We start from the raw sequence: 19,110 nt of genomic DNA, 5'->3' as shown, positions 1-19,110 counted from the left end.
TTATAAAGATAACATTTTACTTCTTAGTACCTTTGCCCCCGTAATCAGATGCACAGTGCGTCTGGTTGCGGGGACTTTGCGTATTGCGGGTTCTCAATCTTTTAATACATATAATATGTTTACAAGACTGATGGCGCAGCACCCGATATTCGGGGATATGAGAGGCGCAGTGAATGAGAAGGGAGTGGTGCTCTTCCTGGTGAACGACGTGGTGGACATGTTTGGGCTGAAGCCCGAACGAGTGGTGGCGAGAGTGATGGCATCCCAGGGCACGCTCCACTGGTTTGACCTGAAGCTACAGGAGGGCGGCATGGTGTCGGCTCCGATGTGCGACGTGAGAATGCTTCAGGACTTGGCTTGCGACGTGGGCCGGAAGGGCAAGAAAGCCATGGAGTGGGTAGGGAAGAAGCTGGTGGCTGACTTCCAGGACGAGGTGAAGCGCAAGAAGTATGAGCTGGATGTGCCGCCCGTCATGGAGAGAACGGACAAGAAGTTTGACCTCCACTTCTATGACGACGTGATGAAGGTGAACCATCAGGTGTTCCCGATTTTTATTTTAAGTTAAAGAGACATTAATAACCTATTATTATTTTTACAAAGTTATGAAGAAAGCAACTAGCAAGAAGCTGCTCAATGCAGTAAAGGTGGACGGTGCTGTGATCACCGAGGAGAATGGTAACGTATCAGTGCGCAAGGCGCCATGGAACGAGACGGAGGTAATCAGTGACAAGCCGCAAGTGATCAGGGGCAGAATGATATTCTCGGGTGGCGAGAATGGGCGAGGCGACTGGGTGGACTTCAAGCCTTATATGCAGGGCAAGCGAGAGAAGCCCTTCACGGAGATTCTCAAGACCAAGCACGGGGTGGTGCGCACTAGCAAGCGAACCGTGCAGGTGAACTATGCCTTCTCCAAGGACATGAGCAAGGCGGAGATTCTGCGCTGCCTCAAGGGTGAGCACCAGGAGATGGTGAAGGCTATCAAGCCCTTCAAGGAAAATGTGGAGTGGGAGGACTATAAGGAGTAATAGATAATGTATAATTAATAATGTATAATTAAGCATGAACCACTTTATAGCAATGAATCCTCAGCGTGGGGGCAATAAGGGCAGCGCTAGCTGCCTGCCCCTGGCTGAATATGACAAGCTGATAGCTCAGCCTTGGCTCCACGATATGGTGGAGCAGATACGTGGGGGCAGTGACAAACTGAAGGGGCTGATGCCCTTCCGCTGCGGCCACTACAGCCGATTCCTCAAGAATCATCGCTCGCAGAAGGATGCTGACCCTACGAGCTTCCTCTTCCAGACCACCATCGACATCGATGATAAGGAACTGGTGGGTATCGCCATCGAAATGGCAAGGCAGCTGAATTGCTCCGACTCCATCTGGAAGGGAATGCTACTGCATCTGGAATACTCGGCGAGAAAGAAGCTGCATATCGACATCCGAATGCCGATAGGTATGACTATCGAGGAGACGCAGAGAGCGTATTGTAAGGCACTTGGCGTGCCCTGCGATGAGAGTTGCTTCACCCCAGAGAGAATCCTCTTTATCACGGATCAGGACTCGGAAATCTATCGCTCGCCCCACTGGTACGAGGTGCTGCCACAGGAAGAGCTGAAGAAGCGCAGACAAGCCTACCTGGACCGTGGGCTTACCATCGACGGCAGAGGCAAGGCTGTTGATAGTTTAAAGTTAAAAGTTAATAGTAATCATAAAGTTCAAAGTTCAAATTTCCAAGTTCAAAGTAATCTCAGCCCTGCTGGAGCTCATCAGATTCCTGACGGATTACCAACCTCTGGTACCGCCAGCGAGAAGAGCCTGATAGCCTTCGACCTCTTCACGGAGTCAGCTGGACTGAAGAATGTGAATATCGATACCGAGGGCTCTCGCCACTCCTCATTGCTAGCCATTATGAGCGCAGGAGCGAGCAGGGTGATGAGTGAGGAAGAACTGAGAAGAGTGGTGGCAGTGAAGATGCCTAGCTTTGCCCAAGAGCGTGACTGCCAGCAGCTGATCCATGACTTCTATGAGAAATATGGAGACAGTTCGAAGCCATTCTCTAGAGATGTGATCCGCATCAATGCGCAAGCAGAGACTCAGGCTAATCAATTAAGAATTAATAATGAAGAATTAAGAATTCAAGGCGCAAGTGCAGGTAATCAAACAGTTCAAAGTTCAAACCTCAATGTTCAAAGTTCCGAAGATGATTACCCCGCTCCGCCCGAGATGCCGAAGAAGCTGCCTAAGCTCGTGGAGCTCCTCGTGTCTCAGACACCGGATGTCTATAAGCCTGCCGTAGCCCATGCCATCTTTCCTCCGCTAGCCACCCACCTCTGCCGCACCTATTTTAATTACATCGACAATGTGGAGCATGAGGCTACGCTAATGTGTTGTCTCTTAGCTGGTACGGGCGCAGGAAAGAACTGCGTGCAGATGCCTATCAACCTGATTATGGAAGACATCAGAAAACGAGACAAAGATAACCTGAAACGAGAGAAGGAGTGGAAGGATGAGGTGACAAGAAAAGGTGCTAACAAGGATAAGCGTAAGCGACCTGAAAACCTCGTGATCCAGGAGATAGACGCCGATATGACCAACCCTGCCTTCGTGATGCGTACCGCCGAGGCGCAGGAGCATTTCCTCTATACTGCTCTCAACGAGATAGACCAGTTTGATAACCTAAGGGGCATTGGCAACCAGCAGTTTCGTATCATGTGCCTCGCCTTCGACCCTGGTAATCAATATGGACAAACCCGAGTGGGTACGCAGAGTGTTACGGAGCGAGTAACCATCCGATTTAACTGGAATGCCTCGACCACCATCAACAAGGGTATCCGATATTTCTCCAAGGTATTGACCGATGGTCCTATCTCTAGAATCAACTTCTGTACTATCCCAGAGCGTGAGATAGGAGCCGAGATGCCTGTCTATGGCACATACGATGACACATTCAGAGAGAACTTAAAACCCTATATCGAGCATCTTAACATGGCTTCTGGTACTATCAATTGCCCTGAGGCTTTCGCTTTGGCACAGAAGCTGAAAGAGGAGAATGCCGACTTTGCCCGTATGAGCCAAGACAGGGTTTACGAGAACCTCTCGTTCAGAGCCAATGTCATTGCCTATCTGAAGGCTTGCGTGCTCTATGTGGCGAATGGTTGCCAATGGGAATCCGAGATAGAGGAGTTTGTGCGCTGGAGCGAGCAGTATGACCTGTACTGCAAGATGAGATTCTTCCGAGATGCTATCGTGAAGTCGGAGCAGGAGGGAGTGAAGTCGAGCAAAAGAGGGCCTTCCAATATGCTGCAACTTCTGCCAAATGAGTTCTCTTATCAGCAGGCTGAGCAGTTGAGAAGCGACTTGGGGCTGGATACCAAGGGCACCCGACGGATGATAGCCACCTGGGTGTTCAGAAAGTATATCGTGAAAGTGGAGGCAGGCGAACAAGGCGTTCATGCTGGTAATGACAAAGCTGATAACAGCCATAGCAATTACAATTACGGTAATTACAGTTTTTATCGCAAGCTATGTTTTCTCAAAAATGAATCTAAATAGAAACAATTATGGAAATCGTACTCAAAAGAATAGCTAAGCAGAATACTTACACCATAGGGCGTATGTATATCCTGAAGGACGAGGAGGTGGAGCGCAAGGTGAACTATACGCTCAATAAGGACCAGAAGCGCAGCTTCTGCCATGTGGTAGATGTGGGCAAGCTGGACGGGGAGCACTACTTCTGCGATACCCTGGAGCCTACGTGGCGCAACCTGCTGGGCATCACCCTGTTGCCCCAAGAGGAGAATGTGCGCCTGGGGCGAGTGTCGGAGAAGAAGGCGCAGAAGATGAAGGGCAAGACTGCCATACCCGAGGGCACCTATCCGCTGCTCATCACCAAGTCGCCGAGATTCAAGCAGTGGCTGCCCCTGCTGCAGGGCGTTCCTGGCTTTGAGGGCATCCGCATCCATGCCGGCAACTACCCCGATGATACGCAGGGCTGCATCCTGCCGGGCGAAAACAAACTCCGAGGCATGGTGGTAAACTCCCGCATCTGGCTGCATCGCCTCGTCAATGCCATCACGGCGGCGAGAGACCGAGGCGAGAGCATCTGGATCACCATCATCTAGTAGCCGAAGTTCTCCGAGCGGCGGCATTGCCTCTAATGCAGCCCACGCTCGGAGAGCGAGGGCTGCTACCTATGTGTTCCCCGATTCAGATTTCGGGGAATGTTTTTATTGCTCATTGGCTTCATCACATGCTACCATCTCGGCTCCTCGATATATCACAACGAGTTTATGGAGCGTGGTGGTCTTGACGGATTCCCTCACGATGTCGCTATCGGCATATCGGCATATTTGCGCTGAGGCATCCTTGAAGAGTTGCTTCACCTGCTCGTCGGTGGTGCTGGACTTGCAATATTTCAATTCGATGATGTACGAGTCTACCATGTCCTTATAGATGTCACATAACGGACAAAGGAAGATGTCGGCATAACCACCATCATTATCCAACTCTGAGATAGGACGGTAGAAGCGATTCTGGGATGTCATTGCCAGGGTAAAGCCATGCACGAATGCCTCTCCCTTCTGCTTGTCTCGCTGAGAAGAATAACGCTTCAAACTGTCTGCGATAAAGTCAAAGTATGCTTTGTAGTCGCCATGATAAGCCAATCGACTCTCCAATTTGCCTTTTCCGTAGGTGTCGTATGTCAAGTCGTTTTCCTCGTATGTGTTTAGTAGATAAGTATACATTTGGTCTCGCACCACTTCATTAGGAATGATAAACTTAGTGTCACCATCACTGGTTCCGTCTATCGTTAACATACCGAAATAGAAAAGCAGGCTTACAAAATTATCTGGGTCATTGATGCGCTCAGCAGGGAAGTGCTCCACCAACTTGCCTGTTACATATCCCTTGGTTACCAACTGCTGGATGATGCTGGCATCATGGGCAAACTCCTTGTCATGACGGATGAGCATGCGTATCTTGTCATAGTCGATACGGATGTTACTTTCTATCATGGAATCAGGAATGTCATAATCATTGTGGATGTAGTTGTCCAAGAAATTGAGCACCATCACAGAATTATACATTGTGGTCTTGCCATATCTTTTGATAGAAAAGCAATAATTGTCATACCAAGGTTTCATCTCTTTAATGAGTTCATCTACAGTATGATTGAAAGGCAGCACGCTGGAATAATACTCCAACATCTCACGCACTTCCTCTTCCGTGAATCCTGTCATCTCATTAAACTGAGGATGTAATGAATAGTTGGTTCCGATGTTGAAACCACTTGTCAGGTCATCCATCGTAACAGGACTGACACCCGTCACGAAGATACGCCCCAGGCTTGTGACTGATGCACCCTTGATGGTATCAAAGAACTTACGCAGATACCCCTCACCATGGGTTTGCTGACGATAGTTGCCTTCATGCGCTTGGTTGGCAAGTATCTGATTGGTGAAATGATCATATTCATCAATGAAGAGGTAAATCTTCTGATTGGTCTTTTGGCATTGTCCGTCAAGATAGCTCAACTGTGAAACTGCATCTTTCTGTTGATTTAAGCCTTCCTTAGTACCTTCGGGCAATAGGTGAGAGTAAAGATCTACGAAAAGGTTGAAACGGATACTGCAATAATTGTCCATGCCCTGCTGATAATCGTCCAAACCGCCAACTATTTGGGCAAAGTTAAGATGAAGAACCAAATACTGGTTGCGCTCAGGCGTAGGATTTTGTCCAATATACAGTTTGCCAAAAATGTCCTCGAAGGCATCTTTCTTATTGACATCATAGTAATTTTCGAGCATGGAGAGGGTAAGGGTCTTGCCAAAACGGCGAGGCCTAATGTAGAAGAAGTATTTGTTAGCCTCTTCTATATCCTCGATAAAAGGTGTTTTGTCAACATAGTAACAATCATCTTTTATCACATCCTCAAAGTTTTGCATACCGTATGGTATGCGCTTGCGATAGATTCGCTTTCTTCTTTCTTTTACTACCATAGCTCTATGATTATTAATAAGATGCTGCAAAGGTACTATTTTTATTTGACAAAGCCAACGATGAGAGGATTTTTTTCAACGTTTTGTTTTAACTTTTTCAGTTTCTCGGAGTCTAAGGAGTGTAAGCTGGCAGGCTATGCTACATTGACGGGTTCAAACATCTTCTTATCATCGTTTGACACCTCTCACGGCCTGACTCTCTAACGGATTCTCCGGCCAGTAATGCTTAGGGTATCGGCGCTTCAGTTCCTTGCGGACTTCGAAATAAGTGCCTTGCCAAAAACTTGCGAGATCCTGAGTAAGCTGAACGGGCTTGAAGCCGGGAGATAACAACTCAAGCAGAAGAGGCTGTCTGCCAGCATCGACAGTTGGTGTTGATGTCATTCCGAAACACTCCTGAAGCCGCACACTCAGAACCGGGGCTTCTGTTCCCTGGCGGTAATCGATGCGGATATTGCTGCCCGATGGCACACGGATGTGGGTGGGAGCAAGGTGGTCTATCTCCTGCTGAAGGTCGTAAGGAAGGATGTTCCAAAGGATTTCGCACAGGTTGAGTTTCTTCAGCTCAGTAACAGAAGTCTTCATCTTACCACCTTCTTCGAGGTAGAATGGGAGCCACTCTCGGGCAGTTGAAAGGAGATGCTCTGTTGACAGATCGGGAATCTCCAGTTCCGGATGCCACTCAGCTACTTGCGCCACGCGCTGTTGCAGACGATGAACCGATTCGTTCCAATCGAACATGCTGAGTCCGTCTTTTCTGGCAGCTTCGCAGATAATGTCTGAAACTGTCTCTCGGTTGGCATTTTGTATCGGCTTGCTGTCTATGATGAGCGCTCCTATCCGTGTTTCCCGTTGCATCTTTACTGCCAGCGCTTTGCTGTCCCATGAAATATTCTCGCAGGTTTGTGCCGGCAAGTTCTTCCAGTTGACGGGGGCTGAGAGAAATACCCTTCCTTTCCGTCCCTGCCCAGAACTGGATGATGAGGTTGAAGCGAGGTTGAGTGATGCGATGGCAAGCCATTCGTTTGCTGCCATGCTGTCGCACGGGTCGATGAAAATCGTGTTGCCATTCGACATCTTGAAGTTGCCCGCATGGTCGGTGGCATGGGCGATGCGCTCAGGATAGGCTAGGGCGATGAGATGGCCCACTTCCTCAGCATCAATTGGCTCGTTGTCTTCTCTGATGTGCAGCATCTTCCTGTATTCCTGGGCAATCTGAGCGATATGGTTCCAACGTCCCAGATTCTTCTTGCAGCGTGCGGAACGTAGGATAGAAAGGCGGAGCGTCATGTCTGAATCCTCATTTTCGCTCATCGGATCTTTCTCTTCCAGCAGAGCTGCAATGTCGCAGGCAAGGGCTTGGCTCGTCGGAGAATCGCTGCTGATCATCATCTTGGCAATGTGCGGATGACATGGAAGTTGTGCCATTCTGCTGCCTTCTGCGGTGATGCTGCCACTGAGAGCGTGAGTATCATGATCAGGAGTGAGGGCATTGAGCGACATAAGAAGTTGCTGTGCCAATACGAGGTTGCCCTTGGGAGGATGGGTGAGCCAAGGCAGCAGTTCCGGTTTGTTTTCGCCGAAAGCAGCAATGTCGAGAACCATCGAAGAGAGATCTGCATCCAGTATTTCGGGCAGCCGTTGTTCTGGCATCAGATGTTCCGAGGTCTGTGTCCAAAGCCGGTAACATACGCCTGATGTTATTCTGCCCGCACGCCCCCTTCGTTGCGTAGCCATGTCCTGACTGATACGAACGGTTTCGAGATGGCTCAAGCCTGTACGGGCATCATAAACCTGTTTTCGGCAGAGTCCGGAATCCACAACGATTCTTACTCCTTCGATGGTGAGAGAAGTTTCGGCGATAGGAGTGGCCAATACGATTTTTCGTTCACCCGGTTTGGAAGGAGCGATTGCGAGCCGCTGCTTTTCTGGCGAGAGGTTGCCGTAGAGTGGATAGATTTCCGTTGAAGATAAGACAGAACGAAGCAGTTCTTCGCATTTCATGATTTCTCCTTGTCCCGGCAGAAAGGCAAGAATGTCACCTTCCTGGTTTCTGAAAGCCTGACAGATAGTGGCTGCCATTTCCTGCGCTACCTGATATCTGTCGATGTCGTGGTCTGCATAAATGGTTTCTATCGGAAACATTCTGCCTTTACTCTCGATAAGCGGAGCCTGAAGTGACTGACAGATGATAGAAGCATCGATTGTTGCTGACATGATAATGAGCTTCAGGTCGGGGCGGATGATTTCCTGTGTCTGCCGGGCCAGTGCTAACGCCAGGTCGGAGTTGATGCTGCGCTCATGAAACTCATCAAAGATGAGGCACGAAACGCCTTCGAGTGTAGCGTCATTGACCAGCATTCGGGTGAGAATGCCCTCGGTAAGGACTTCGATGTGTGTTTCATCCGAAACCTTGCTTTCGAATCTTACCCGATAGCCGATGGTTTTGCCCACGGGTTCTCCCAGAATCTGCGCCATCCGTTCGGCTATCTGGCGAGCAGCCAGGCGGCGCGGTTCGAGCATCAGAATCTTACCCTGACTTGTAAGATGATTATGGATGAAGCCTTCCTGTGCCTGATCACTCATGCCCCGCAAAATGGTGAGTGGGAGGAGGGTTGATTTACCGGCTCCTGGAGGAGCTGTAATAACAAGGTTAGCCGACTCCATCAATGCTTCATTGACAGAGTCGGCTATCTGGTAAGCTGGCAGATGACCAGCCTGCTGTTCTATTCTATCTAAGTTCATTTCTTCTTATTTCACAAACTTCAGATTTCTTTTATTTTACAAATTTCAGAATCTCTTTACTCTTTCTGCCCTTTTTGGCAGGAATCGGCATGAAGCCTTCTGTGAGTCCTGTTTTATCTGTCATGGTCTGGAAAACGGAGGCGGCATAGGAAGAGAGTTTCTTCTCTGCCAGTTCTTGCTTGATAGCATCCTCATCATAATCATCAGCATAGAGCAGAGTGTGCAAATCGTCAAGATATTTTTGCGGAATATTCTGATGCGGCATGCGGCTTTTTATCTGCATAATCTGTGCGATGATTGCCTGTTTGGTTTGGGCAGCGATGGCTTCTGCCTTTTGCTGCTCGAAGGCTGCCAGCGTCTCCTCATCCGTCTCCTGCCAGTTTTGCATCATGGCTTCAGTGTTGGTAAGATGACTGTAGCCTGCATAGCGAATCAGGGCGATGCGCTTGTTCCAACCCTTCTTTTCAAGATAGCTTTTCTCCATAGGGGTAGTAGCTACCACGAGGTTGGCTTTGGCGTACATGGATTTCTGATACATAGACTGTTGCAGCGAACGCTTCAAGTAAGGGTTCTTGCAATTTCTCTCAGAAATATCACCTAGTGGACAAACGATGTAGGGAATGTCCATCTGCTTTGCTTTCTTGGCTATCTGGGCTCCCTGCCATGTCCATGCTCCTATAATCAACACAATGTCGGCATCAACCAGGTTGTTGGTGATGTCGAGCTGCTTATTCAAGGCTTCGATGTATGGAAGATACATCTTCAGCAACTTCTTATGGTTGGAAATGAACAAATATACTTTCATCGTTCTGTCGGTTATTTTTGACTGTTATTATTCTGATAGACTGTTACTTCCTTTTTACCCTGTTTAGAGTTTATGAGAAGTAAAATCGTTTTTGTCAGCCCGCCAATAGCGCAATTTGGTAGCCAGATTTCTCCAGATAATTCCATATTCGAAGAATGGCAGTTTGAACATCGCTATTCCGTCATCAAAGTGTTTGATGGCCTTGTTGGCTATCAGCATTCTCCCGATGAACAGCAGGAGGAAACTGAAACCTGCGCATCCTGTAAGAATCCAATTCTTCATAAGGATAGAGTAGGCTGCTACGGCCAGCGTTGCTATCAGGCTGAGATGTGGCATGAGATGGTCAAAGAACATGAGGGTTCGCATGGAACCGGCTCTTTCCAAACTCTTGCGTGAAGCCTGCAGATAGAGGTGGGCATTGTGCCAGCTCTTGTTCGATGGTGTTTCGCGGATGAGCCATGCATCGCAATCCAGTTCTGTAGCTGTATCGCCACAATGGGCATACTTGTTGACGAGAAAATCGTATTCGCCGCGAACATATTCCAGGTTGCCCTGATAGCCCTGTTCCTTCATGAAGTCGCTCTTGCGGAACGCTACGTTTGGCATGTGACTGCGATAGCCGTAGGTCTGTTGGGCACGACGCAAAACATAGTAAGCCTTGCGGATGCTGTCGAAACGGCGTACGCTCTTAGTTTCCTCATCAAGGGCTACATATCCCAATACCAGATGGTTAGGGTCCTGACATTGACGGGCCATGGTTTGCAGCCACTTGTCGTTGCTTGGGCGGCAATTAGGTTCTGTCAGAATAATCCATTCATGTTTGGCAGCCTTCACACCCAGTGTAATCTGCAATTTCTTGCGGCTCATGTAGCGTGAACTCTCAGGAATGTAAGTATAATACAGATGAGGGTTCTCGGCTGCTGTTCGCTTCAGAAAATCCTGTGTCTCGCCATCTGTACTCTGGCAGACTACGATTACCTGATAGTCGGCAGCATACTGCTGGCGCAGGAACATAGGGAGATTCCTCTCCAATTCAGCAAGATTATCGTGTGCGGTAATGAGAATACTGACAGGAGGTTGATTCTCTGCCGTTTCTGTTTTTTGAAAGCGCAACGAGCGCAGAAATGGATTTATCAGTGATCCGAGAACCGCCAATAAAACCACCACTGCGCCTGCTATTATAGTAGTTGTACTAATGATCATCATATTCTTTTTCTCGTAATATAGAAAGCTAGAGAAAGGAGAATCCTATAAACTCTTAACTTTTAACTTTCAACTATATTAAAAGTCTTCTGTAATATACCCCTTTGGCAACTGGCGACAGTTATACTGGCTCGCCATAATCTCACCATAGGCTCCGGCTGAGCGGAGGGCGATGAGGTCGCCGCGATGGGCTTTATTGATGTCGACAGCCTTGCCGAAGACATCGCTTGATTCGCAGATTGGACCTACAACGTCGTAAGTTTCTACAGGTTCATCGCTTGAGATGTTCTCAATCTTATGGTAAGCCTGATAGAGGGCTGGACGGATGAGGTCGGTCATTCCTGCATCCACAATGGCAAACTGCTTGGCTGTGCCCTGCTTGATGTAGAGTGTCTTGGTGATGAGAGAACCCATCTGACCCACTACGGCGCGGCCCAACTCGAAGTGAAGCTTCTGACCATCGCGCAACTTCAGTTTCTTAGCGTATGTATCAAAATAATCCTTGAAGTCTGGGATAGGCACACGGTTTGGATGGTTGTAATCGATACCCAATCCACCGCCTACATTGATGTTCTTTACTACGATGTGATGAGCCTCCAACTGGTCTTGCAACTCGTTGATGCGGTTACAGAGAGCCTCGAAGTCTCCCATATCAAGTATCTGACTACCAATGTGGAAGTGCAGACCCAGGAACTTGATGTTCTTCATCTTGGCAGCCTCTTCGATTACGGCTTCCATGTCGCGCATGGCAATACCGAACTTGTTTTCTGCCAGACCAGTTGTTATGTTAGCATGCGTATGGGCGCCGACATCCGGATTGATGCGGAAACAAACCTGTGCAATCTTATTCTGTTTTTCAGCCAGTTCGTTGATGATTTCCAACTCCGGAATACTCTCTACATTGAAGCAGAAGATGCCTTTCTCCAATCCGAGGTTGATTTCCCAATCGCTTTTGCCTACACCAGCGTAAACAATCTTGCTGGCTGGGAATCCGGCTTTGATGGCAGCCTGAATTTCTCCTCCGCTCACACAGTCGGCTCCTAAACCAGCCTGACAGATGATATTGAGCACCTTAGGGTTGGCATTTGCCTTTACGGCATAGTGCACTTCAAATCCCTCGTGCTTGCCAGCCTCTTCATTGATGGTTTTCAATGTCTGGCGCAACACATTGGTGTCGTAATAGTAGAACGGAGTCTGTATCTCCTGAAACTTATCTATCGGAAATGTACCTTTCATTTCACTTAATCTTAAATTAATACCTTATTATAGTTAAATCAGAATATCCAATTTATTGTAAATCAGAATAACCAACGAAGAGTGGATAGGAAGCATTACATACGAATTCTTCACTTTTCACTCTTCGTTTTCATTTGCATTACTTCTTCTCGAACAATACGTTGCTCAAGTTCTGCAATGCCTGCTTCTTATCTTTCTCTCTGATGAGGAATGAGATGTTATAGTTAGAACCACCGTAAGAAATCATGCGTACAGGAATGTTCTTCATCGCATCGGTAGCGATGGTCTCGAAGCCAACGTTGCTCCAGTCCAAATCACCTACAACGCAGATAATACACATATCTGAATCTACAGTTACTGTACCATATTTCTTCAGCTCGTTTACGATGTCGTTAAGATGAGAATCATTATCAATACTCATGCTGACACCCACCTCAGAAGTGGCAATCATATCAATTGGAGTCTGATAGCTCTCGAAGATTTCGAATACCTTGCGGAGGAAACCTGTAGCGAGCAACATGCGGCTACTCTTGATCTTGATGGCTGTGATGTTGTCCTTGGCAGCAACAGCCTTGATCTTGCCGCGTACGATGACATTGTCGATGATTGTACCGTCGGCCTTAGGATCCATGGTGTTCTTCAAGCGTACAGGGATGCCTGCATACTTAGCTGGCTGAACACAGGTAGGGTGGAGAATCTTGGCACCGAAGTAAGCCAACTCAGCGGCCTCCTCGAAGTTCAACTGGCGGACAGCCTCAGTGTGCTCTACGACACGAGGGTCGTTGTTGTGCATTCCGTCGATGTCGGTCCAGATCTGAATCTCTTCAGCTGGGAGAGCTGCACCGATAAGAGATGCGGTGTAGTCGCTACCGCCACGCTGCAGATTGTCAACCTCGCCATATGCGTTGCGGCAGATGAATCCCTGAGTGATGTAAATCTGATAGCCCTGGTTCTGCTCCATGATAGCAGCCAACTTCTCCTTGATGTACTGAGGATCTGGTTCTGCGTTCTTGTCAGTTCGCATAAAGTCTAATGCGTTGAGCAATACAGCCTTTACACCCTGTTCCTTCAAGTAGTTTACAACCATGTTGGTGCTCATCATCTCGCCCTGAGCCACGATGCTCTTCTCCTCGAAAGAAGTGAAGAGGTCTTTGGTGAATGAGCGGAGATAGTTGAATTCGCCCTGCAAGAACTCACGAGTCGTATTTTTCATCTCCTCGGTAGAGTAGAGTTCTTCTACATGCTGCATGTATTTCTTCTCCAAGTTGTTGATTACCTCGTTGGCGCCCTCTGGATTCTTCTTGTAAAGATAGTCAGAGATCTCAACGAGAGAGTTTGTTGTACCGCTCATCGCAGACAATACGATGAAAGTTGGTTCACCTGATTCTGTAACCAAAGAGGCTACTCCCTTCATGCGCTCTGGTGAGCCTACAGAAGTACCTCCGAATTTCATTACCTTCATAGTCGTAATTTTATTTAATTATTTCACTTAATTATCTTCTCCATCCTCTGTGAGGTCGATACGGTTGTACTCATTTGTTACGTCGTAGAGCACACCTTCCTTACAGCGGTAAACGATGCCTGGGAATTTGTCGAGCATCGGGATGTTATGGGTTGTCATCACAACAGCTGTGCCTTGTTTGGTGATGTCTTTCAGCAGACTCACGATGTTGCTGGCTGTCTCTGGGTCGAGATTGCCTGTAGGCTCATCGGCGATGATGATTTTTGGATTATTGAGAATGGCGCGGGCGATGGCTACACGCTGCTGCTCACCACCTGAGAGCTCATGAGGCATCTTGTCGATTTTATCAATCATGCCCACTTCGTTGAGTACTTCTTCGATGCGCTTATCTCTGTCTTTCTTGTTTTTCCAGCCTGTTGCCTTAAGCACGAATTCAAAGTTCTTGCGAACGGTGCGGTCGTGTAGCAGCTGGAAATCCTGAAAGATGATTCCCAGTTCTTTACGCAGAGCCGGAATCTCCTTTCGCTTTATAGTTTTGAGGTCTCTGCCGAGAATTTCAGCCTTCTCGGTTTCGCCTTCTACAAGGTCTAGTTCGCAATAAAGTGTCTTTAATAGCGAACTTTTACCAGAGCCGACTTTTCCGATAAGGTAGGCGAATTCTCCTTCATCAATATGGAAATTGATGTTTTGGAGCACGCACTTGTCGGCCTGATATATGCTGACGTTCTGATAATCTATTAACATCTTCTATTTTTTCTCCTTAATGTTGGTTTGTTATTTCATTTCGCCCTTGCTCTTGGCAACGCGGCGTTTCTTATCCCATTCCGGATCGTGACGCATCTGAAGTTCTTTCACAACATCTTCTATTCTCAAGCCCTTGCTTGTGAGCAGAACGATGAGGTGATAGAGAAGGTCTGAACTCTCGTAAACGAGTTTCTCGTTGTTGCCATTTGTTGCTTCGATAATGGTTTCAACAGCTTCTTCTCCAACCTTTTGCGCCATTTTGTTAACGCCTTTCTTGAAGAGGCTGGTAGTGTAACTTCCCTCTGGCATTTCTTCGTGGCGCTTGTTGATGAAGTCCTGAAGCTCTGAGAGGAAGAGGATTGGGTTGAGTGTATTCTCTTCTGCCCAGCAGGTGTCTGTACCTTTGTGGCAGGTTGGACCATCTGGGTGAACCTTAACCAGCAAGGTGTCGTTATCGCAGTCGTTCTGAATGCTAACGAGGTTCAGGAAGTTGCCTGATGTTTCACCTTTTGTCCAGAGGCAGTTGCGTGAACGGCTCCAGAATGTTACCTTTTTGGTTGCTATTGTCTTATCGTATGCTTCCTGATTCATGAAGCCAAGCATCAAGACGTTCTTTGTAACTGCGTCTTGGATGATGGCAGGAACCAGTCCGCCTAATTTTTCGAAATCTATTTCCATTTTATCATGTTTTTATTTTCTTACATTGTTATATTCACGTGTCTCAGTATCCTTACGTGTTCTATATTCTCACGTTGATTCCTTCTTCTCTCAGGTATTTCTTGAGGTCAGGAATGGCGATTTCACCGAAGTGGAACACGCTAGCTGCCAGGGCAGCATCAGCCTTGCCTTGGGTGAACGCATCGCGGAAATGCTCCATCTTTCCAGCACCTCCTGAGGCGATGATAGGAATGCTTACTTCTTCAGCAAGACGGGCGAGGGCCTCGTTTGCGAATCCCTGTTTCACACCGTCATGATCCATACTGGTAAAGAGAATTTCACCGGCACCCCGGTCGGCTACTTCCTTAGCCCAGTCAAACAGTCCTAGTTCCACCCGTTCTCTTCCGCCTTTTACATAACAGTGCCAGCCGTCAGAATCGAGACGTGCATCAATGGCGCATACGCAAACCTGTGAGCCATAATGGTTGGCAATTTCATTGATGAGCTCCGGATGTCGGATGGCAGCACTGTTGATGCTAACCTTGTCAGCTCCTGCGTTGAGCAGGCGGTCAACATCTTTGAGTTCATTGATTCCACCTCCCACAGTAAATGGGATATTGATTTCGGCAGCCACGCGGGTTACCATATCCGTAAAGGTTTTGCGCTCTTCGAAACTCGCTGTAATATCGAGGAATACGAGCTCATCGGCTCCAGCATCGCTATAAGCTTTTCCCAGTTCTACCGGGTCACCAGCGCTGCGAAGGTTTACGAAATTGGTTCCCTTTACCGTCTCGCCGTTCTTTACATCAAGACAAGGAACGATTCGTTTAGCTAATCCTTTGTTGCTTTGAACTTTGACCATTGAACTTTGAACTTTATGATTACTTAACTCCTAACTATAAACTTTTTGACTGTCAACTATTTACCTATTAACTAGTTTCTTAACATCGATTTTCCCTTCGTAGAAAGCTTTTCCAAATACTACGGCAGGAATTCCTGCAGTTTCCAATGCTTCGATGTCTTCGTTGCAACTCACTCCGCCTGAGGCGATAAGATGCAGTTGAGGATAGGCAGCCATTACTTCTTTGTAGAGTTCTATGGCAGGTCCCTGCAGCGTTCCGTCTTTGCTGATTTCTGTGCAGAGAACATAGCGTACTCCTTTATCGATGTACTTTTTCAGGAAAGGAAGGAGATCTTCAGAAGAATCTTCTTTCCATCCGTTGATAGAAATCTTTCCGTTTCTTACATCGGCTCCCAGAATCAGGCGGTCAGCTCCATATTTGTCCAGCCATTGCATGAAGAGTTCAGGATTGGTGACGGCTATGCTGCCCACTGTAACCATGCTTGCTCCCGCAGCAAAAGCTTTCTCAATATCTTCTTCGGTCTTGATTCCGCCACCGAAATCTACCACGAGAGAGGTTTCTGTGGTAATGGCCTTTAACACCGCATCATTTACGATGTGCTTTGACTTGGCTCCATCGAGGTCTACTACATGAAGGCGCTTGAAGCCCATCTGCTCAAACTGTTTTGCAACCTCGGCAGGATTGTCATTGTAAACCTTCTTTTGGTCGTAATCGCCTTTTGTAAGACGAACACACTGGCCATTTATCAAGTCGATAGCTGGAATTAATTCTATCATATTAGTATTTCCTCTTTTATTTTATCTCTAAAAAGTTCTTTAAAATCTGTTCTCCCACCTTTCCGCTCTTTTCCGGATGGAACTGGCAGGTATAGAAATTATCTTTGTGGAGCGATGCGCTATAAGGAAGAATGTATTCTGCCTTGGCAATGGTCTCCTCGCAGAGTGGCACATAATAACTATGTACGAAATAGGAGTAGGGATGAAGCAGCGCATCAGCGGTAGACTTGTCTGAGTCAGAATCCATTCTGTTTCCGAACCCCTTATAAAGGTCAGTCTTCAAATCATAGATTTCATTCCATCCCATAGCAGGCACCTTGTCTTCGTGTTTCTGAGGCTGGAATCGCTTTACTTCTACATCAAAGATTCCGATGCAATCTACGTCACCTTCTTCCGAATGGCGGCACAAGAGTTGCTGTCCTACACAAATGCCCAGGACGGGTTGCTTCAAGTTCTTGATTACTTGATCAAGCTGATGAGCCTTCAGATATTCCATTGCTTCTCTTGCCTGGCCTTGTCCTGGGAAGAGCACACGGTCTGCCTTCTGGAGCATTTCTGCATCATCTGTAAGTACAGGTTCGATGCCTAAACGCTTCATGGCGTTGACTACGGAATAGATATTTCCGGCATTATATTTTACGATTGCTACATCCATTACCTAACGTAATTCATTTCTATTTCTTATTTTTCGATGCAAAGGTACACATTTTCTTTTAATTTAAAGAAAATAAAAACAAAAAGATTACGAAATATAGTAGATTTCTTTCAGAAAGTTAGAAATATGGCGTGTTTTTACGTTTTCGTTAAGTGAAAAAGGAGCAATAGGATGTAAACCAACATCTAATTGCTCCTTTTGAAGTGTTTATTTTGATAATCGAAACTTCTTAGTTTTCTTCTTCACTGTCTGCTGTGCGGAGAATGATAGAAGTTGCTCCGATGGTGAACAGGGTTCCGTCTTCGATAACGCGGCGTTCTCTGTCGCCCAGAATCTCATTGTCAACGAAAGTTCCTGTATAACTTGGTCCATCACGGAGTACATATTTCAATTTGCCTTTCTTGTCGCGGCTAACGTTGATTACGCAATGGTTCGTGTCAACGCTTGGGTCTACGGTTTCGATAGGGCAGTTGATTCCGCTGTTCTTCATGTAGCGGCCGATGATGTTGTCGCCTAACTGGAGCGGGATGACCTGTTTGTAAGCGAATACGTTCTCGATGACAACGATAGAGCCGTATCCCTTCTCGTTGGCATTCTCGTCAAGTTTTTCCTCTTTGCGGGTTTCGCGGAGCTTGGAAACTCCCATTCGGATGCCAAACTGCTTATTGCAATTAGGACAAACGAAAACGAGACTCTGACCTGCCTGATACTTGGTCTCGTCGAAGGTGATAAAATTATCGCACTTAGGACAACGTACTCTTTTCATATTCTTTTTCTTACTTTTCTGTCTTTATTATAATAATGTGTTGTAGAAGTTTCCGATACTCCTTGCTCTTTGTTCTAGCTATAAACTATAAACTCTTAACTGTCAACTATTCTTTCACTTTCGTAATCCAGCCGTCAGTAAAAGCATCATAGTTGTGTAAACGGTTGAGAGCAGTATAAGCTTCGCCCTCGGTAGAGTATGTTCCGTATATAACTTTCACATTATTATCCGTAATCAACACCCTAGCTTCCTTGAATCCTTTGTTTTGGAGGAGTTCAGCATAGCAGGCAGCATTGCGCTTGGTAACACGACTTGCCAAAACGATGCTGTAGTAAGAAGAGGCTGTTTGCAATTCGTTGTCCTGAGCCATGTTGACAGACTTGTCAGGAATGCTCTCTTCTGCCTGTGATTCTGTACTAAGTACCAGTTCTTGAGGTTGCGCAACTTTATTGATCTCCTTAGGCATGATGCGGTTCAACATACCTGTGTCGATTTGGCTCTTCTGAACGGTTGGGGTTCCCAATGGAGAAGAGTAGGTGAAGAATGCAATGAGAGCGATGCAGGCTGCTGCAATATTGCGCAACCAACTCTTCTTGATGCTGATGAATTCGGCATTTGATTCTTCTTCTTCGTTAACGAACACAGAATTGTTGACAGAGAGTCCACTCTCCATCTTCTGGTTACTATCCTGATTCTTGACTTCGCTTTCTGTACGATTGTTTTCTACTGTCTTTGCTGGCATTTCAATGATTGAAGCAGCAGAATCTTCAGTCTTCTGAACCTCTTCTGCAGAAATCTGCGCGAGTGGAAGCATGTTTAAGCCGCCCAAGCCATATAACTCAGGTGTAAGGATGCCTGCCTCACATGGTTCGAAGGTATAATTTCCGTCTTCGTTCAATATGATGGTGCCAATATCATTCAGTTCAAATTTTCCTGAATTCTCCAGAGTCTGACGCATCTCTGTCACCTCATCAGTAATGTGGTTCAAAGCTTCCGGATAGCTGATGTCGTATGCTTCAACATACGAAAGTGCAAGGAGAGAATCGTTCATCTGGAGCTGTGGGTTAAAGCCAATAGTTCTCAGCGGTGGCAAAAACATGCTGTCTCTGCCATCGTAACGCGCATCTACATGATGAGCCATGAAGCCACCAAATCCTGGGACAATCACGCAATCGTTGCTCAAAAGTAGGATCTCT

The 19,110-nt window shown here is 46.9% G+C and carries 17 protein-coding genes; 4 read left to right on the top strand and 13 right to left on the bottom strand.

Annotation, left to right across the window (positions count from 1 at the left end):
- Positions 1 to 55 precede the first annotated feature (55 nt).
- Genes FO447_RS05345 through FO447_RS05330 form a run of 4 tightly spaced genes read left to right on the top strand, consistent with a single transcriptional unit; the run spans position 56 to position 4,124 of the window.
- Entirely contained in the window at positions 56 to 565 is a 510-nt protein-coding gene (locus tag FO447_RS05345) for a hypothetical protein (protein ID WP_200758020.1), read from the top strand.
- Positions 566 to 602: 37 nt separating this feature from the next.
- Positions 603 to 1,025, top strand: coding sequence for a hypothetical protein (locus FO447_RS05340; protein WP_200758018.1), 423 nt, complete (start codon positions 603 to 605; stop codon positions 1,023 to 1,025).
- Between the two features lie 34 nt (positions 1,026 to 1,059).
- Complete coding sequence (locus tag FO447_RS05335) at positions 1,060 to 3,555, top strand: hypothetical protein (RefSeq protein ID WP_200758016.1); 2,496 nt, start codon at positions 1,060 to 1,062, stop codon at positions 3,553 to 3,555.
- An 8-nt stretch (positions 3,556 to 3,563) separates the two neighbouring features.
- The gene (locus FO447_RS05330; RefSeq protein WP_200758014.1) at positions 3,564 to 4,124 is read left to right on the top strand and encodes a DUF5675 family protein; all 561 of its coding nucleotides are present in this window, start codon (positions 3,564 to 3,566) and stop codon (positions 4,122 to 4,124) included.
- Positions 4,125 to 4,229: 105 nt separating this feature from the next.
- On the opposite strand, the gene FO447_RS05325 is transcribed toward FO447_RS05330, so the two are convergent.
- From FO447_RS05325 to FO447_RS05265, 13 genes are all read right to left on the bottom strand, one after another.
- Positions 4,230 to 6,002, bottom strand: a complete 1,773-nt coding sequence (locus tag FO447_RS05325; RefSeq protein WP_234699069.1) for an ATP-binding protein — start codon at positions 6,000 to 6,002, stop codon at positions 4,230 to 4,232.
- A 168-nt stretch (positions 6,003 to 6,170) separates the two neighbouring features.
- Positions 6,171 to 8,747: an ATP-dependent helicase HrpB gene (gene hrpB, locus FO447_RS05320; protein ID WP_200758011.1), complete on the bottom strand. Its 2,577-nt coding sequence runs from the start codon at positions 8,745 to 8,747 to the stop codon at positions 6,171 to 6,173.
- Between the two features lie 31 nt (positions 8,748 to 8,778).
- Positions 8,779 to 9,552, bottom strand: coding sequence for a hypothetical protein (locus tag FO447_RS05315; protein ID WP_200758009.1), 774 nt, complete (start codon positions 9,550 to 9,552; stop codon positions 8,779 to 8,781).
- 63 nt (positions 9,553 to 9,615) lie between these two features.
- Positions 9,616 to 10,758, bottom strand: coding sequence for a glycosyltransferase family 2 protein (locus tag FO447_RS05310; RefSeq protein ID WP_200758007.1), 1,143 nt, complete (start codon positions 10,756 to 10,758; stop codon positions 9,616 to 9,618).
- Between the two features lie 75 nt (positions 10,759 to 10,833).
- Positions 10,834 to 11,991: a diaminopimelate decarboxylase gene (gene lysA / locus FO447_RS05305; RefSeq protein WP_118415249.1), complete on the bottom strand. Its 1,158-nt coding sequence runs from the start codon at positions 11,989 to 11,991 to the stop codon at positions 10,834 to 10,836.
- Positions 11,992 to 12,130: 139 nt separating this feature from the next.
- Positions 12,131 to 13,453 (bottom strand): aspartate kinase, encoded by a 1,323-nt coding sequence (locus FO447_RS05300; RefSeq protein ID WP_117693694.1) that lies wholly within the window; start codon positions 13,451 to 13,453, stop codon positions 12,131 to 12,133.
- Positions 13,454 to 13,480: 27 nt separating this feature from the next.
- Positions 13,481 to 14,197 (bottom strand): cell division ATP-binding protein FtsE, encoded by a 717-nt coding sequence (locus tag FO447_RS05295; RefSeq protein ID WP_118190548.1) that lies wholly within the window; start codon positions 14,195 to 14,197, stop codon positions 13,481 to 13,483.
- A gap of 30 nt (positions 14,198 to 14,227) precedes the next feature.
- Complete coding sequence (gene hisIE, locus FO447_RS05290) at positions 14,228 to 14,875, bottom strand: bifunctional phosphoribosyl-AMP cyclohydrolase/phosphoribosyl-ATP diphosphatase HisIE (RefSeq protein WP_117728361.1); 648 nt, start codon at positions 14,873 to 14,875, stop codon at positions 14,228 to 14,230.
- Positions 14,876 to 14,936: 61 nt separating this feature from the next.
- Positions 14,937 to 15,716 carry an imidazole glycerol phosphate synthase subunit HisF gene (gene hisF / locus FO447_RS05285; protein WP_117693702.1) on the bottom strand — a complete coding sequence of 260 codons (780 nt, stop codon included), beginning with the start codon at positions 15,714 to 15,716 and terminating at the stop codon, positions 14,937 to 14,939.
- A 60-nt stretch (positions 15,717 to 15,776) separates the two neighbouring features.
- Positions 15,777 to 16,493 (bottom strand): 1-(5-phosphoribosyl)-5-[(5-phosphoribosylamino)methylideneamino]imidazole-4-carboxamide isomerase, encoded by a 717-nt coding sequence (hisA, locus tag FO447_RS05280; RefSeq protein ID WP_118066758.1) that lies wholly within the window; start codon positions 16,491 to 16,493, stop codon positions 15,777 to 15,779.
- 16 nt (positions 16,494 to 16,509) lie between these two features.
- Positions 16,510 to 17,148: an imidazole glycerol phosphate synthase subunit HisH gene (gene hisH / locus FO447_RS05275; RefSeq protein ID WP_118066759.1), complete on the bottom strand. Its 639-nt coding sequence runs from the start codon at positions 17,146 to 17,148 to the stop codon at positions 16,510 to 16,512.
- A gap of 229 nt (positions 17,149 to 17,377) precedes the next feature.
- Complete coding sequence (locus tag FO447_RS05270; protein WP_200758005.1) at positions 17,378 to 17,914, bottom strand: FHA domain-containing protein; 537 nt, start codon at positions 17,912 to 17,914, stop codon at positions 17,378 to 17,380.
- Positions 17,915 to 18,020: 106 nt separating this feature from the next.
- Complete coding sequence (locus FO447_RS05265; protein ID WP_437182719.1) at positions 18,021 to 19,097, bottom strand: SPOR domain-containing protein; 1,077 nt, start codon at positions 19,095 to 19,097, stop codon at positions 18,021 to 18,023.
- Between the last annotated feature and the right edge of the window lie 13 nt (positions 19,098 to 19,110).

Source organism: Segatella copri (genome assembly GCF_015074785.1).
GTDB lineage: Bacteria > Bacteroidota > Bacteroidia > Bacteroidales > Bacteroidaceae > Prevotella.
This window is presented reverse-complemented; position numbering and strand designations above follow the sequence as displayed.

Excerpts from the sequence above, each read along its gene's own strand:
- FO447_RS05340 (WP_200758018.1), top strand. The coding sequence starts at position 603 with ATGAAGAAAGCAACTAGCAAGAAGCTGCTCAATGCAGTAAAGGTGGAC.
- FO447_RS05335 (WP_200758016.1), top strand. The coding sequence starts at position 1,060 with ATGAACCACTTTATAGCAATGAATCCTCAGCGTGGGGGCAATAAGGGC.
- FO447_RS05330 (WP_200758014.1), top strand. The coding sequence starts at position 3,564 with ATGGAAATCGTACTCAAAAGAATAGCTAAGCAGAATACTTACACCATA.
- FO447_RS05325 (WP_234699069.1), bottom strand. The coding sequence starts at position 6,002 with ATGGTAGTAAAAGAAAGAAGAAAGCGAATCTATCGCAAGCGCATACCA.
- hrpB (WP_200758011.1), bottom strand. The coding sequence starts at position 8,747 with ATGAACTTAGATAGAATAGAACAGCAGGCTGGTCATCTGCCAGCTTAC.
- FO447_RS05315 (WP_200758009.1), bottom strand. The coding sequence starts at position 9,552 with ATGAAAGTATATTTGTTCATTTCCAACCATAAGAAGTTGCTGAAGATG.
- FO447_RS05310 (WP_200758007.1), bottom strand. The coding sequence starts at position 10,758 with ATGATGATCATTAGTACAACTACTATAATAGCAGGCGCAGTGGTGGTT.
- lysA (WP_118415249.1), bottom strand. The coding sequence starts at position 11,991 with ATGAAAGGTACATTTCCGATAGATAAGTTTCAGGAGATACAGACTCCG.
- FO447_RS05300 (WP_117693694.1), bottom strand. The coding sequence starts at position 13,453 with ATGAAGGTAATGAAATTCGGAGGTACTTCTGTAGGCTCACCAGAGCGC.
- FO447_RS05295 (WP_118190548.1), bottom strand. The coding sequence starts at position 14,197 with ATGTTAATAGATTATCAGAACGTCAGCATATATCAGGCCGACAAGTGC.
- hisIE (WP_117728361.1), bottom strand. The coding sequence starts at position 14,875 with ATGGAAATAGATTTCGAAAAATTAGGCGGACTGGTTCCTGCCATCATC.
- hisF (WP_117693702.1), bottom strand. The coding sequence starts at position 15,716 with ATGGTCAAAGTTCAAAGCAACAAAGGATTAGCTAAACGAATCGTTCCT.
- hisA (WP_118066758.1), bottom strand. The coding sequence starts at position 16,493 with ATGATAGAATTAATTCCAGCTATCGACTTGATAAATGGCCAGTGTGTT.
- hisH (WP_118066759.1), bottom strand. The coding sequence starts at position 17,148 with ATGGATGTAGCAATCGTAAAATATAATGCCGGAAATATCTATTCCGTA.
- FO447_RS05270 (WP_200758005.1), bottom strand. The coding sequence starts at position 17,914 with ATGAAAAGAGTACGTTGTCCTAAGTGCGATAATTTTATCACCTTCGAC.